A 14,099-nucleotide genomic window follows, 5' to 3' on the forward strand; every position below is an offset into this window, starting at 1 on the left:
CAGGCTACGCAGCGCATCTACTTAACAACGGGCCACCTAAAAGTGGCCCGAACTGCTTCAACCGCCCGCCAGTTTGACTTTCATGCCTTTGGCTTCCAGCAGCGTTTTTATCAAATCGCGTTTATCGCCCTGAATCTCAATCACGCCCTCTTTCACTGCTCCACCGCAACCACACTTTTTCTTCAGTTCAGCAGCCAGTTTTTCGAGAGCGCTATCATCCAGATCGACACCGGTAATCAGACACACGCCCTTACCTTTACGTCCGCTGGTTTGGCGTTGAATACGCACGATGCCATCGCCTTTAGGTCGTGGCGCTTTCTCTTCTTCATGGGTGATACGACCGCTATCGGTCGAATACACCAATCGATTGTCCTGAGCCATTAAGCCTCCTGTAAACTTTGCAGGATTTGCTGCAGCGTGGCGGCCGGATCGGCGGATTGGGTGATCGGACGCCCGATGACCATATAATCCACGCCGGCGTGTTTTGCCTGCTGCGGCGTCATGATACGGCGCTGATCGCCCGCATCGCTGCCGGCCGGACGAATGCCTGGCGTAACCAGCGCGAAATCCTGACCTATCACCTGCTTAAAATGCGCGGCTTCCTGCGCCGAACAAACCACGCCGTGCAGGCCGCAATCGCGGGTCAAACGTGCCAGCCGCTCAGCCTGCGCGGCTGGAGATAAGGTAATGCCCAAACCTTTGAGGTCGTCTTCATCCATGCTGGTCAATACGGTGACGGCAATCAGCAGCGGCGCATCGTTGCCGAATGGTACCAGTGCTTCACGAGCCGCGTTCATCATGCGAGCGCCTCCGCTGGCATGCACGTTCACCATCCACACGCCAAGATCCGCCGCTGCCGCGACTGCATGTGCGGTGGTGTTTGGGATGTCATGAAACTTGAGATCGAGGAACACTTCAAAACCCCGTTCCTGCAGCGTTTTCACCAGCGATGGACCAAACAGTGTGAACATCTCTTTGCCCACTTTCAGGCGACACTGGCCTGGATCGATGCGGTCTACAAACTGCAGCGCGCTGTTGAGATCATGATAGTCGAGTGCCACCAGAATAGGTGAAGTGGTTACAGGCATAACGTTTCCTCAGTAACTGGCACCCGCAGGCGCGATGGACAAACGGCAAGCATTCTACCTGCGCAGGCCGGTGCCGACAATCACGCTGCCGCCAGAACTTGCCTGTTTGACTGCTGGCTGCACGATGCCAGGGCAGTTTCTTAATCAAATTTACTAGTATGTTGTAACTAAATAGATGTCACCAGAAAAGTGATGCGGCCATTTATTGGCCGTCGAGTCCACGGATGGGTTTAACTGAAGACCAGGCGCGACAAGATGGGCAATGCCAGTACAAAGCATGGGCAGTGAAGCCACATTTCTGGCAGCGATATCGCGGCTTAGTGCGGATCTGCTCGCCGACCATATCGCGCAGCACCATCAAGCTCTCTTTCGCACGTCCGTCTTCCGCTTCATGTAAGTGGAAATCCATCAAACGATGAAACACACGCATCGTCGGATGACGCTGAAGCTGACGATTGATATACAGCTGTGCCGCTTCCGGTCCCTGCTGTTGCTCAAGAATATCAGAGAGATAAAGCTCTGCTGCGGCGCCGGTATTCTCGTCGACACAACGCTGTAAAAATTGCGCCCAGTTTTCGGGTTGGTTCAGGCGCTGGTAGCAGGTTTCCAGCATGGGTAACGTTTCACTCACCAGCTCTTTGTCCTGCTCCAGCACGCGCTGCAGTCGGCTGGCGGCTTTGGCATACTCGCCCTGCTCCATCAAAATGCGGCCCATCATGATTGAGACGCGCGCACTTTGATGATCGGCTGACTCGCCCTTCTTCAGCAAGCTCATCGCCCGATCAAGGTCGTCACTGCTTAATGCCTGCAACGCCAGCTCACAGTAGAAATGGGCAATTTCCCCTTTCTGCTTGTCTTTGCCGAGCTTAACCAGCTTTTCCGCCACGTCGATGGCTTTTTGCCAGTCGCTGGTTGCCTGATGAATCAACAACAATTGCTGCAACGCGCCAATACGGAAATCGGTCTCTTCCACCAGTTGCCCAAACATATCTTCGGCACGATCGTACAATCCGGCTGCCATGTAATCGCGGCCGAGTTGCTGGATCGCCAGCAAGCGCTGCTCGTAGCTGAGCGACGCACTTTCCATTAGGGATTGGTGAATGCGAATGGCGCGATCAACTTCACCACGCGAACGGAACAGATTGCCAAGCGTCAGATGCGCCTCAACCGTGCCACTGTCCTCTTTCAACATGTCGAGAAAGAGATCAACCGCTTTATCCTGTTGATTGGAGAGCAGGAAGTTTACACCGGTCACATAATCGCGCGACAGGCGGTTCGCTTCCTGTTGCTTATCCTGGTGGGCACTGCGGCGGCCCATATACCAGCCATACGCCGCAGCAACAGGAAGAAGCAGAAACAGCAATTCAAGCATCGAAAATTAATCCCGACGACTGGCAGTTGGTGATGGGATCACTGCAGTTGATTGTTCATTCTGTGCCTGCATACGTTTAAGTTTACGCTGCGCATTTGCCAGAGAAACACGTAAGCGTAACCAGAACAGGCCGCAAATCGCCCATCCCAGCAGGAATCCAGCGCCAAACAAGCTGGCGAGCAGTGTTGAAATGCGGAATTCGCCCTGCGCTAGCAGATAGTTAAAGGTGATGATTTGGTCGTTATGCGCTCCGAGCGTGACGGAGATGATGAAAATGACCAATACCACGAGAAAAATAAGCAAATATTTCACAATGCGTCCTGTCGAGAGGTTATCCAATAGAAGTATGCCAAAAAACCGCCGTCGATGCTGCTTATCCCCACATCAGTTAGCGCTTTTTTCTGCAAGCACAATCAATCATATGGGGATGAATAGGCTGATTACAATCCATCATCACGTTGCGCGATCTCACGATGTTCCTCTGGAGGAATGGTGAGCGGGCCGCAAAAACGCTGGGCCAGCAGCGTAGCAACGGTCACCAATAACCAGGATATCAGCGTTGCCATCACTAAATCACGCGGCCAGTGCATACCCAGCACTAAACGGCTGCCCATCACCGCGGTCGCCCAAACGAATAATACGGCAACGGTGGCAAAATGACGGCGCGGCCATAACAGGCCGATGGCTAAAAGCGCCCAGCTGGCGGCAAACATGGTATGCCCGGAAGGAAACGCATAACCGGTTTCAAATGCCCAATGATTCTTCAGCCATTGCGGCAGCTGAGTGTCATTGGCCAGCAAAGTTGAGACCATTTCGCCGCGCTGCTGGCGATGAAGCTGATAAAACTCATCACCGTTAATGCCATGACTTTTTTCCAGCCAGATGACGTAGGGGCGCGGTTCCTGCACATGCTCTTTGATTGAGGATTTGGTGTACTGACCAGCAAGAATCGCACCATTCATGATGAGAATGAGCAGAATCGCGGGTTTGAGCCGAAAGCGTAAACACCACAACACCCAGGCGCTGAGGATGATACTGGTGAGGATACCCCACGGACTGGTAACGGTTTCCGTCATCCAAAACAGCACGCGAAGTAGATTGCCGCTTTCCCCGGGTTGCCATTGCCAGTTTGATATCCACACGCCCAACGGCATCAACAACAATAAAAACGCCCCTAAGGTGGTGCGCTGAATGATTTTTAACATTCGCTTCCTTTTAGATCCGGATTAACAGGTGCGTTAAGCATAACTTTAGCTGAAAAAAGAATAACATACCTATTGCGGCTTGGATAATTGTGCTTTATCACTACAATCACTCTGACCGATTAACGGCAGCCGTTCGGGTTGTGGCACAATAGCGTAAGTTTCATCGGGCCACATGGCCCGTGCGTTATCATGATGATAGCGCATCCTCTGAAGGTTCTGGAGAGTCACATGCAGCTTAAACGGGTAGCAGAAGCCAAACTGCCCATGCCATGGGGAGATTTCCTGATGGTTGGTTTTGAAGAACTGGCAACCGGCCACGACCATGTCGCGCTGGTTTATGGTGATATTAGCGATCACAATCCGGTGCTGGCGCGCGTCCATTCCGAATGTCTCACCGGCGATGCCCTGTTCAGCTTGCGCTGTGACTGCGGCTTCCAGCTGGAAGCGGCGTTAACGGCGATTGCGGAAGAAGGTCGCGGCATTCTGATGTATCACCGTCAGGAAGGTCGTAACATCGGTTTGCTGAATAAAATTCGTGCTTATGCATTGCAGGATAAAGGCTACGACACGGTCGAAGCCAACCATCAGCTCGGTTTCGCCGCTGATGAGCGTGACTTCACGCTATGTGCAGATATGTTCAAACTGTTGGGCGTCAATGAAGTGCGCTTGCTGACAAACAATCCGCGCAAAGTTGAGATCCTGAGTGAAGCCGGTATCAATATCGTCGAACGCGTGCCGTTGGTTGTCGGGCGTAACCCGAAAAACGCACACTATCTCGATACGAAAGCCGAGAAAATGGGTCATCTGTTGCCGAAGTCTTAAGCAGATTTTAAAGCAGATAAAAAAAGCCGGGAAATCCCGGCTTTTTCTTTTAGTTCAGCATGTTGCGGATCACGTAATGCAAAATGCCGTCGTTCTGGTAATAGGTTAGCTCATTACCCGTATCGATACGGCAGCGCGTCTCTAGCGTCTCTTTGCTGCCATCCGCGCGCGTCAGAATTACGGTTACCGTGCCACCCGGCTTAAGCTGCGACAGATTTGCCACATCTATAAACTCTTCACCCGTAAGCTGCAGCGTTTTACGCGTCACGCCAGCCGGAAACTCGAGCGGCAGAATCCCCATACCGATCAGGTTAGAGCGGTGAATACGCTCGAAGGATTCGGAAATAACCACGCGCACGCCCTGTAAGCGCGGCCCTTTTGCTGCCCAGTCACGACTTGAGCCTGAACCGTACTCTTTACCAGCAATCACCGCTAACGGCACACCTTCCTGCTGATACTTCATCGCCGCATCGTAAATCGCCAACTGCTCGTTAGTCGGGAAGTGTTTGGTATAACCGCCCTCTACACCCGGCACCATTTCGTTACGAATACGGATATTAGCGAAGGTGCCGCGCATCATCACTTCGTGGTTACCACGACGCGAACCGTAAGAGTTGAAATCGGTGCGCTCAACGCCATGCGACAGCAAATAGCGTCCGGCTGGACTTTCGGCTTTGATGCTTCCCGCTGGAGAAATGTGGTCGGTGGTGACGGAGTCACCCAGCATCGCCAGAATGCGCGCGCCTTTGATATCCTGCACCGGCTTCGGCGTTTTCTCCATGTCGTCAAAGAATGGCGACAGACGAATGTAGGTGGAATCACCATCCCAATCGTAGGTTGCCGCTTCGCTGACTTTGATCTGCTGCCACTCAGGCGTGCCGTTAAACACCTCGGCATACTCTTTGTGGAACATGTCGCTGGTGACTTTTTGCACCGCTTCAGCAATCTCTTCCGGCGAAGGCCAGATGTCCTTGAGGAAAACATCGTTGCCCTGACGATCCTGGCCGAGCGGATCGGATTGCAGATTGAGCTTCATATTACCCGCTAAGGCATAAGCGACCACCAGCGGCGGTGAAGCCAGCCAGTTTGTTTTAATTAACGGATGAATACGGCCTTCGAAGTTACGGTTACCCGAAAGCACTGCGGCAACCGTGAGATCACCCTCTTTAATCGCGCTTTCTATCGCATCCGGTAACGGGCCGGAATTACCGATACAAGTAGTACAACCGTAACCGACCAGATTGAATCCTAACTCGTCCAGATATGGCGTAAGCTGGGCCACAGCAAGGTAGTCAGAAACTACTTTGGAACCGGGTGCCAGTGAGGCCTTAACCCAGGGCTTGCGCATCAGACCGCGCTCAACGGCTTTCTTCGCCAGTAAACCGGCAGCCATCAGCACGCTAGGGTTTGAGGTATTGGTACAAGAGGTAATCGCCGAGATCACGACCGCACCATCATCCAGCTGATAGCTTTCTCCGGTTTCGCTATCGCGGTAGCTCACGGTTTTATGCGGTTTTTGCGCCTGGTTAACTTCCAGTTCGTTGCTGGCATCAAAAGCAGTAGGAACATCACCGAGTGATACACGATCCTGCGGACGTTTTGGTCCGGCCAGGCTGGACTCGACGTCGCCCATGTCCAGCGCTAGAGAGCTGGTGAACACCGGCTCATCACCCGCGTTACGCCACATACCTTGTTGCTTAGCATAAGCCTCAACCAGTTCAACCTGCTCCGCATCGCGGCCGGTGAGCGTCATATAACTCAGGGTGACATCATCGACGGGGAAAAAGCCGCAGGTCGCACCATACTCAGGCGCCATGTTGGCGATGGTGGCGCGATCGGCAAGCGGCAGGTCGGCTAAGCCGTCGCCGTAAAATTCTACGAATTTACCCACAACACCATGTTTGCGCAGCATTTGCGTAACGGTTAACACCAGATCCGTTGCGGTGATGCCCGGACGCAATTTACCAGTGAGTTTGAAACCGACTACGTCAGGAATCAGCATTGAGACCGGCTGGCCAAGCATCGCCGCTTCAGCCTCAATCCCGCCAACGCCCCAACCCAATACGCCGAGCGCATTGATCATGGTGGTATGCGAATCGGTGCCCACCAGCGTATCGGGATAGGCGATCTCTTGCCCATTTAGCGTCTCATGCCAGACAGATTTACCGAGGTATTCCAGATTGACCTGGTGACAAATCCCGGTGCCCGGGGGTACTACGCGGAATCGATTAAAGGCTTTTTGCCCCCAACGCAGGAAAACGTAGCGCTCATGGTTGCGCTCCATTTCGAGGTGCACATTTTCATCAAAGGCTTTGTCATCACCGAAATGGTCCACGGTGACAGAGTGGTCGATAACCAAATCTACCGGGGATAAGGGATTGACTTTGGCGACGTCGCCGCCAAGGCGTTTCACCGCTTCGCGCATGGCAGCCAAATCTACCACCGCCGGTACGCCGGTAAAATCTTGCATTAATACACGCGCGGGACGATAGGCAATCTCACGATCGGCGTGAGCATCTTTTTGCCAGGCGACCAGCGCTTCAATATCTTCAAGCGTGACAGAATCACCATCCTGCCAGCGTAAAAGGTTTTCCAGCAGGACTTTCATCGACTTGGGCAAGCGATCGATATTGCCCAGTTGCTGAGCTGCTTTGGGCAAGCTGTAGTAATGATATTTTTTTGCCCGAACATCCAGCGTGTCCTGACTCTGCTCGCGTAACGTTAACGACATAGCGCCTCCATGTAAGTGAATCTTTTTTAAACCTCAGTGACTGCAAGGTTTAACTTAAAGATAGACTACATTGCCGTTAACGTTTTGATAACAACACGAATAGACACATTAAAACACAATGAAAAATGCCCCGACGTTTGTCAGGGCATTTATAAAATTCAGTATAATTTGAGTTAGGGCTTAAATCATCGCCCAAAAGGCGGCGGCCCAAAAAGCCAGGGAAAAGGTATAAACGCTCACCCAGGATAATGTCGTTGTATTGATGTTCATCATTCACTCCCTCCCGGATTCCGGGCAAAAAAAGTCCACCGTCTTCAGCGTTGTACTGATGACACCGTTTTTTTAATGCTGAGTGTTAAAGGACGGGCTTTTAACTTGCCCACCGGATAATCCGGCAAAAAGAGGGACTAAACGACTAAATATAGTACGGAACGCATGCTGCGTTATTTCGACTTCATATCCATGAAGGATTCAATAAAGTTGCGCTGATTCTCGCTGAGTTCCCACGAAGTCGGAATGGTGACCTGAGGTTCAGTGGATACAACGTCTTTAACTTTGCACGCAGGCGTTTGCGGCTGACGTGCAGAAACCGGATGCTTACGACTGAGTGTATTTGCCCACATGGCTTAACCCCACATACGCCAAATCATTAACGCCACCACTACCCAGAACAGTGCTGAAGCAGCGAAGACAGTCATCCAAGCTTTGCGACGGGTATTACCAGTACGCTCAACTTTTGTGCTTTTAGTCCGGAAGCCCGGCTGTACAGTTATTCTCGTATTCATAGTTTTTGATAATCACTCTCAATAAAACGATTGATGACAACGATTAAGATTTAGGACGAATCCTAAACTTGTTAAGACCGAAAATCCAGTTATTTTTATTGAGCACAACGATTAACGCTATTTATCAAAACGCCAAAAATTGATGAGATAAATTTAATTACCAACACAACTATTAATTAAATCGTTACATTGTAAATTTGGGTTAACAGCAAATTAGATCCAATCTAAATTTGAGTTTAATTTACCATGCCAGTTAAAAAGCCCTTCTTCATCAACTCTTAACTAGAGTATGGGAATATTCCTGGCGAGCTGCAAAGCAGCATCGTAAAAATTGTGTACTGATTCGCATTTAATAGATAACAATGAAAAAACATGTGACCCATGTTTCATTTACAAAAAAATAATGATTTTTTTTGAAGTACTCGTGGCGCTAAGCGCTAAGGGATTCCGAAGGTGCCCACTGGACACCTTGGCAAAAGAATGAGTTAGGAATTTACTTGAAGGGTAACTTGATGTCGCGGAACATAGCTTCGATGTCTTCATTGGAGCGCAATGCGACCGCCGCATCCACCACATCACGCGTCAGGTGTGGTGCGAAACGTTGAATGAAATCATACATATAGCTGCGGAGGAAAGTGCTACGTCTAAAGCCAATTTTGGTCGTACTATTCGTAAAGATTTCTGAAGCTTCAATACGCACCAAATCGGGGTCTGCAACCGGATCAACCGCCATACTGGCAATTACGCCAACGCCCAAGCCTAAACGCACGTACGTCTTGATGACGTCAGCATCCGTCGCGGTGAAGACGATGCGTGGCGTTAATCCGGCGCGATTAAACGCGGTGTCCAATTCTGAACGGCCTGTAAAGCCAAATGTGTAAGTCACTAACGGGAAATCCGCCAGCTCTTCTATCGTCACATTTGATTTACCTGCCAACGGATGATCTGGCGTTACCACAATGGCGCGGTTCCAGTGATAGCACGGCAGCATAATCAAATCGTCATACAGATGCAGCGCTTCTGTGGCAATGGCAAAGTCTGCATTGCCCTTTGAAACCGCCTCAGCTATTTGCGTCGGCGACCCCTGATGCATATGCAAAGAGACGCGAGGATAGCGCTCAATAAAGCCTTTAATCACGCCTGGCAGCGCATAACGTGCCTGCGTATGGGTAGTTGCTACATACAGCGAGCCTTTATCTGGCCAGGTGTGTTCACCAGCAACAGATTTAATCGCATCAACTTTGGACAGCACTTCGCGCGCAATCCGAATAATCTCTTCACCTGCAGGCGTTACTTGCGTCAGATGCTTACCACTGCGCGCAAATATCTGCACGCCCAGCTCATCTTCTAACATACGGACTTGCTTACTGATGCCTGGCTGCGAGGTATATAAGCCTTCGGCGGTCGATGAGACATTAAGATTGTGATTAACCACTTCGACGATGTAACGCAACTGCTGCAATTTCATAGTTATATCTTCCTGGTAGCGACAGAGGTGCATTCCCGGCAGGCGTGTTTCCGCTTTAATTGCGGTGAGGGAGGGAAAGCGAATCAGCGAAACTAAAAGAGTTCTATAACTACTATATCAGTTAAAGGAAGAATGTAGAACGATTAGCTATAAGGATAAGAGAAAGGCCAGCGAATGCTGGCCTTGCGGGGAATTACTTTTTCGCTTCCTGCCATTTGCCGTCAACATAGAACATTGACCAGCCAGTGGCTTTGCCATCCTTTTCGGAAGAGACGTATTGCTGTTTGGTCTTGCGACTGAAACGTACCATCGTCTTATTCCCTTCCGGATCGGCGGCTGGCGCTTCTGACAGATATTTCAGCTTTTCTGGCAGGCGGTCGGCAAAGCGTTGCAGCTCTTCCACCAGCGGCGCGCGCGTTTCACGTGATTTCGGGAAGGTATTCGCAGCAAGGAACACGCCCGCTGCACCATCACGCAACACAAAGTAAGCATCCGACTTTTCACACTGCAATTCTGGCAGCGGCACCGGATCTTCTTTTGGCGGCGCGACGTCACCGTTACGCAGAATCTTACGGGTGTTTTTGCACTCGTCGTTGGTACACGCCATGTACTTACCGAAACGACCCATTTTCAGATGCATTTCAGAACCACACTTCTCGCACTCAACAATCGGACCGTCGTAGCCCTTGATGCGGAATTCACCCTGCTCAATCTCGTAGCCGTCGCACTCTGGGTTATTACCGCAGACGTGTAACTTGCGCTGGTTATCGATCAGATAGCTGTCCATCGCGGTGCCACACTTCTGGCAACGACGACGAGCGCGCAGCGCATTGGTTTCAGCATCATCGCCTTCCAGCACGTTGAGCACTTCATTTTCCGGGATCAAGTTGATGGTCTGCTTGCAGCGCTCTTTCGGCGGCAAAGCATAACCCGAGCACCCCAGGAACACGCCGGTACTGGCGGTGCGAATCCCCATCGGGCGGCTACAGGTTGGACAATCAATTGACGTCAACACCATCTGGTTCGGCTGCATGCCGCCCTCTTCCGGATCTTTCTCAGCATCATCTAGCTGCTGGCTGAAATCACTGAAGAAGGAGTCGAGTACCGCTTTCCATTCGGCTTCATTATTCGCCACCTGATCGAGGCTATTTTCCATGCGCGCGGTGAAGTCATAGTTCATCAGCTCGCGGAAATTAGACTCCAGACGGTCGGTAACAATTTCACCCATTTTTTCGGCGTAGAAACGGCGGTTCTCAACACGCACGTAACCACGATCCTGAATGGTGGAGATAATCGAGGCGTACGTTGATGGACGACCAATGCCACGTTTTTCCAGCTCACGCACCAGGGATGCTTCACTGAAGCGCGCCGGCGGTTTGGTGAAGTGCTGGCTTGGCATCAACTCTTTAAGATCCAGCATATCGCCAACATCTACCGGCGGCAGCGTCAGATCTTCATCATTTTTACGCAGCGCAGGCATCACGCGCGTCCAGCCATCGAAACGCAGCGTGCGGCCTTTGGCTTTCAATTTGAATTCAGCCGCGCCCACGGTCAGCGTGGTGGAGTCATACTGAGCCGGAACCATCTGGCAGGCAACAAACTGGCGCCAAATCAGCTGATAAAGTTTCTGCGCATCAGCTTCCATATCTTTCAGCTGCTCAGCCACGATATTCACATCAGAAGGACGAATCGCTTCGTGCGCTTCCTGTGAATTCTCTTTGCTGGCATAGGTATTCGGCGCTTCTGGCAGATACTTTTTACCGAAGCTGCTCTCAACATAACCGCGCGCCATCGCCACAGCATCTTGGCTCAGGTTGGTGGAGTCGGTACGCATATAGGTGATATGGCCCGCTTCATACAAACGCTGCGCCATCATCATGGTCTTCTTCACGCCGAAGCCCAAACGCGTACTCGCCGCCTGTTGCAGCGTTGAGGTAATAAAAGGTGCAGAAGGCTTGCTGCTGGTCGGCTTGTCTTCACGATCCAGCACTTCGTAACGCGCTTTCTGCAAAATCGCTACCGCCGCGTGAGTTTGCTCACGATTAACCGGTCGGAACGCTTTGTCATTCTGATGCGTCACCTGCATGGCCAGATCGGCGCCTTTCGGCGTGGCGAAATCAGCATCGATTTCCCAATACTCTTCTGGCACGAAGGCTTTGATTTCGTGCTCGCGCTCAACAACCAGACGCACCGCAACCGACTGAACGCGACCGGCTGACAGGCCGCGGGCAATTTTCTTCCACAGCAGTGGCGACACCATGTAACCCACCACGCGATCCATAAAGCGGCGCGCTTGCTGTGCGTTGACACGTTCAATATTAAGCTCGCCGGGCTTATCAAACGCCTGACGAATCGCATTCTTGGTGATTTCGTTAAATACCACGCGGCTAAAGCGCTTATCGTCCCCACCGATCACTTCCCGCAGGTGCCAGGCAATGGCTTCCCCTTCGCGGTCAAGGTCGGTTGCGAGATAGATGTGGTCTGCATCGGCAGCCAGGTTTTTCAGCTCAGCGACAACTTTTTCTTTGCCCGGCAGAATTTGATAATCCGCTTCCCAACCATGCCAGGGATCCACACCCATGCGGTTTACGAGTGCGGCTTTCTCATCCTTTTTAACCTTTTTTCCAGGTTTCGCTTTTTCCCCGTCGGCACTTTTACGGGCAGTTGAACCGCTGGTCGGCAAATCACGGATATGACCGACACTGGATTTCACCACGTAGTCATTACCGAGGTATTTATTGATTGTTTTGGCCTTTGCCGGGGACTCAACGATTACGAGTGATTTACCCATATGTACCTTTACCTAAATGAAACGTCCTGATAAACGGGAGAGAATTGGAGGTCCCAAAACCCAATGGGTTCAATATTGCTGCCGGCATTTCGCATTTCAAGGCAGCAGGGATAATCTCAGGTCAGATTGCGTCGACTTCTGCAACTTTATGATTAGGAGCGAGTTTTCCATCTGACAGAACCACACATCCGGGTGTGATCTCCCTGAAAGCTGAATCGCCCACACTCTACCTGATAAAATCCGTTACGCAACTTAATTAGCATTCTGCCTAATTTTGCGTCAGTTTTACGACGCCATGCTGATTTGCTGAACGCGATAGCTCGCAAGTAATATAGAAGGAGAAAAATGGCTGTCAAAAAAGAGGTGAAAAATGTCAGTGCCAACGGAAGCTATTTCACGCCACGCGTTACTGGAAATAGCTAATCAGATAATCACGCAGCACGACGATTATTTTGTCGGATTAGAAGCCAATGATGTGATTCAGCAAGGTGATGTTTTGGTGTTTCGCGGTCCCTATTTTCTCGATGATGAAGGCTTGCCCACCGCCAAAACCACCACGGTATTTAACGTGTTTAAACACCTCGCGGTCGAACTCTCCTCTCAATATCATCTGGCATAAAAAAGCCCGGCAGTTGCCGGGCTCGGTTACAACAGCGGCTTCTCGCCGCGCTGCCATATTTTCAGAATCAACCGTTCTGCCGCCAGACTGGCGCTGTTGGTGAAGCGATCCATCATTTTACGCTTACGTGCGTAATGGACGCCCAGCACGGTGAAGCGATCCATATGCTTGATAATCAACGCATCGCTGGTGCCGATTTCATCAATCAAACCCAAATCCAGTGCCTGACGACCATACCAATGCTCGCCGGTCGCCACTTTGTTCAGATCAAGCGACGGACGCATCTGCTGCACGAAATCTTTAAACAGCTGATGCGTTTCGTTGAGATCTTCCTGGAATTTCTCGCGCCCTTCTTCGGTGTTTTCACCAAACAGCGTCAAAGTCCGTTTGTACTGACCGGCGGTATGCAGCTCGACGTCAATATCGTTACGCTTTAACAGGCGGTTGAAGTTGGGAATCTGCGCGACCACGCCAATTGAACCAATAATAGAAAACGGTGCGGCCACAATGCGATCCGCCACGCAAGCCATCATGTAACCACCGCTGGCAGCGACTTTATCCACCACCGCCGTCAATTGCAGACCGGCATCGCGCAGGCGTTGCAGCTGCGAAGCCGCCAAACCGTAGCCGTGTACTACGCCGCCGGGGCTTTCCAGGCGCAGTAGCACTTCATCGCCCGGCACCGCAACTGCCAGCACCGCGGAGATCTCTTCACGCAATGAGGTGACCTCACTCGCGTCCATGCTGCCTTTGAACTCCAGCACATACAGCGTGGGCTTCAGCGTCTCGCTCACGCCGGCTTTAGCATTGCGTTTATCGGCTTTCGCCTTTTGCTTCTCTTCTTTCTTATGCTGCTTGAGCCACACTTTTTGCGCCTGTGGCTTCATTTTGGCGAGCTGCAGATCTTCCTTCATCTCACGATAATCATCATCGAGATGCGTCAAACGCAGCTGACCGCTGCTGTGACGTTTACGCAGCGCGGCATTTAGCACAATCAGAACAATAGCTGCGATCGCCACCACCACGGTAACGGCCTTAGCCAGAAATAATCCATAACTGGAGAAAAAATCCATTCTGCCGCCTTATTAAACAGTAAATTACAACAGCTGTAAGTTTACCCGCTTTACGCGCTGTCGTCGCCTGAAATGCCCGCAGGCGGCACAGAATGCGAGGCTCAAGCGTTGCACCGCGCGGCAAATTCAGGCATAAAGCCAAAAA

13 protein-coding genes are annotated in these 14,099 nt (G+C 51.4%); 2 read left to right on the forward strand and 11 right to left on the reverse strand.

Annotated features, from left to right (window positions below; translation table 11 throughout):
• Positions 1 to 57 precede the first annotated feature (57 nt).
• From yciH to pgpB, 5 genes are all read right to left on the reverse strand, one after another.
• The gene (gene yciH / locus DEU53_RS05065) at positions 58 to 381 is read right to left on the reverse strand and encodes a stress response translation initiation inhibitor YciH (RefSeq protein WP_110866244.1); all 324 of its coding nucleotides are present in this window, start codon (positions 379 to 381) and stop codon (positions 58 to 60) included.
• Positions 381 to 1,088, reverse strand: coding sequence for an orotidine-5'-phosphate decarboxylase (pyrF, locus tag DEU53_RS05070; RefSeq protein WP_110866245.1), 708 nt, complete (start codon positions 1,086 to 1,088; stop codon positions 381 to 383). Before pyrF ends, yciH begins: the two co-directional genes overlap by 1 nt.
• A gap of 202 nt (positions 1,089 to 1,290) precedes the next feature.
• Positions 1,291 to 2,460, reverse strand: coding sequence for a lipopolysaccharide assembly protein LapB (lapB, locus tag DEU53_RS05075; RefSeq protein ID WP_110866246.1), 1,170 nt, complete (start codon positions 2,458 to 2,460; stop codon positions 1,291 to 1,293).
• Between the two features lie 6 nt (positions 2,461 to 2,466).
• A complete protein-coding gene (locus tag DEU53_RS05080; protein WP_101764273.1) occupies positions 2,467 to 2,772 on the reverse strand; it encodes a LapA family protein in 306 nt (101 codons plus the stop codon).
• A 128-nt stretch (positions 2,773 to 2,900) separates the two neighbouring features.
• Positions 2,901 to 3,665, reverse strand: a complete 765-nt coding sequence (gene pgpB, locus DEU53_RS05085) for a phosphatidylglycerophosphatase B (protein WP_101764272.1) — start codon at positions 3,663 to 3,665, stop codon at positions 2,901 to 2,903.
• Between the two features lie 228 nt (positions 3,666 to 3,893).
• On the opposite strand from pgpB, the gene ribA reads away from it, so the two are divergent.
• A complete protein-coding gene (ribA, locus tag DEU53_RS05090) occupies positions 3,894 to 4,487 on the forward strand; it encodes a GTP cyclohydrolase II (protein WP_110866247.1) in 594 nt (197 codons plus the stop codon).
• A 49-nt stretch (positions 4,488 to 4,536) separates the two neighbouring features.
• Here ribA and acnA read toward each other — a convergent pair whose 3' ends face one another.
• The 5 genes from acnA to topA form a co-directional block, all read right to left on the reverse strand.
• Positions 4,537 to 7,218 carry an aconitate hydratase AcnA gene (acnA, locus tag DEU53_RS05095; RefSeq protein ID WP_110866248.1) on the reverse strand — a complete coding sequence of 894 codons (2,682 nt, stop codon included), beginning with the start codon at positions 7,216 to 7,218 and terminating at the stop codon, positions 4,537 to 4,539.
• 443 nt (positions 7,219 to 7,661) lie between these two features.
• Entirely contained in the window at positions 7,662 to 7,841 is a 180-nt protein-coding gene (locus tag DEU53_RS05100; RefSeq protein ID WP_064738813.1) for a hypothetical protein, read from the reverse strand.
• Between the two features lie 3 nt (positions 7,842 to 7,844).
• Positions 7,845 to 8,003 carry a YmiA family putative membrane protein gene (locus DEU53_RS05105; RefSeq protein ID WP_071531660.1) on the reverse strand — a complete coding sequence of 53 codons (159 nt, stop codon included), beginning with the start codon at positions 8,001 to 8,003 and terminating at the stop codon, positions 7,845 to 7,847.
• A 493-nt stretch (positions 8,004 to 8,496) separates the two neighbouring features.
• A complete protein-coding gene (gene cysB / locus DEU53_RS05110) occupies positions 8,497 to 9,471 on the reverse strand; it encodes an HTH-type transcriptional regulator CysB (protein WP_064738814.1) in 975 nt (324 codons plus the stop codon).
• 193 nt (positions 9,472 to 9,664) lie between these two features.
• Positions 9,665 to 12,262: a type I DNA topoisomerase gene (gene topA, locus DEU53_RS05115; RefSeq protein WP_101764270.1), complete on the reverse strand. Its 2,598-nt coding sequence runs from the start codon at positions 12,260 to 12,262 to the stop codon at positions 9,665 to 9,667.
• Positions 12,263 to 12,632: 370 nt separating this feature from the next.
• Between topA and DEU53_RS05120 the strand changes: the two genes are divergently transcribed.
• On the forward strand, positions 12,633 to 12,881 hold the full coding sequence (locus DEU53_RS05120) for a DUF2498 family protein (RefSeq protein WP_101764269.1): 249 nt from the start codon (positions 12,633 to 12,635) through the stop codon (positions 12,879 to 12,881).
• 26 nt (positions 12,882 to 12,907) lie between these two features.
• On the opposite strand, the gene sohB is transcribed toward DEU53_RS05120, so the two are convergent.
• On the reverse strand, positions 12,908 to 13,954 hold the full coding sequence (gene sohB, locus DEU53_RS05125; RefSeq protein ID WP_110866249.1) for a protease SohB: 1,047 nt from the start codon (positions 13,952 to 13,954) through the stop codon (positions 12,908 to 12,910).
• Positions 13,955 to 14,099 lie beyond the last annotated feature (145 nt).

This window comes from Pantoea sp. AG1095 (assembly GCF_003208415.1).
Classification (GTDB): Bacteria; Pseudomonadota; Gammaproteobacteria; order Enterobacterales; family Enterobacteriaceae; genus Pantoea; species Pantoea leporis.

Coding starts and splice junctions, on each gene's coding strand:
- yciH (WP_110866244.1), bottom strand. CDS start 381: ATGGCTCAGGACAATCGATTGGTGTATTCGACCGATAGCGGTCGTATC.
- pyrF (WP_110866245.1), bottom strand. CDS start 1,088: ATGCCTGTAACCACTTCACCTATTCTGGTGGCACTCGACTATCATGAT.
- lapB (WP_110866246.1), bottom strand. CDS start 2,460: ATGCTTGAATTGCTGTTTCTGCTTCTTCCTGTTGCTGCGGCGTATGGC.
- pgpB (WP_101764272.1), bottom strand. CDS start 3,665: ATGTTAAAAATCATTCAGCGCACCACCTTAGGGGCGTTTTTATTGTTG.
- ribA (WP_110866247.1), top strand. CDS start 3,894: ATGCAGCTTAAACGGGTAGCAGAAGCCAAACTGCCCATGCCATGGGGA.
- acnA (WP_110866248.1), bottom strand. CDS start 7,218: ATGTCGTTAACGTTACGCGAGCAGAGTCAGGACACGCTGGATGTTCGG.
- DEU53_RS05100 (WP_064738813.1), bottom strand. CDS start 7,841: ATGTGGGCAAATACACTCAGTCGTAAGCATCCGGTTTCTGCACGTCAG.
- DEU53_RS05105 (WP_071531660.1), bottom strand. CDS start 8,003: ATGAATACGAGAATAACTGTACAGCCGGGCTTCCGGACTAAAAGCACA.
- cysB (WP_064738814.1), bottom strand. CDS start 9,471: ATGAAATTGCAGCAGTTGCGTTACATCGTCGAAGTGGTTAATCACAAT.
- topA (WP_101764270.1), bottom strand. CDS start 12,262: ATGGGTAAATCACTCGTAATCGTTGAGTCCCCGGCAAAGGCCAAAACA.
- DEU53_RS05120 (WP_101764269.1), top strand. CDS start 12,633: ATGTCAGTGCCAACGGAAGCTATTTCACGCCACGCGTTACTGGAAATA.
- sohB (WP_110866249.1), bottom strand. CDS start 13,954: ATGGATTTTTTCTCCAGTTATGGATTATTTCTGGCTAAGGCCGTTACC.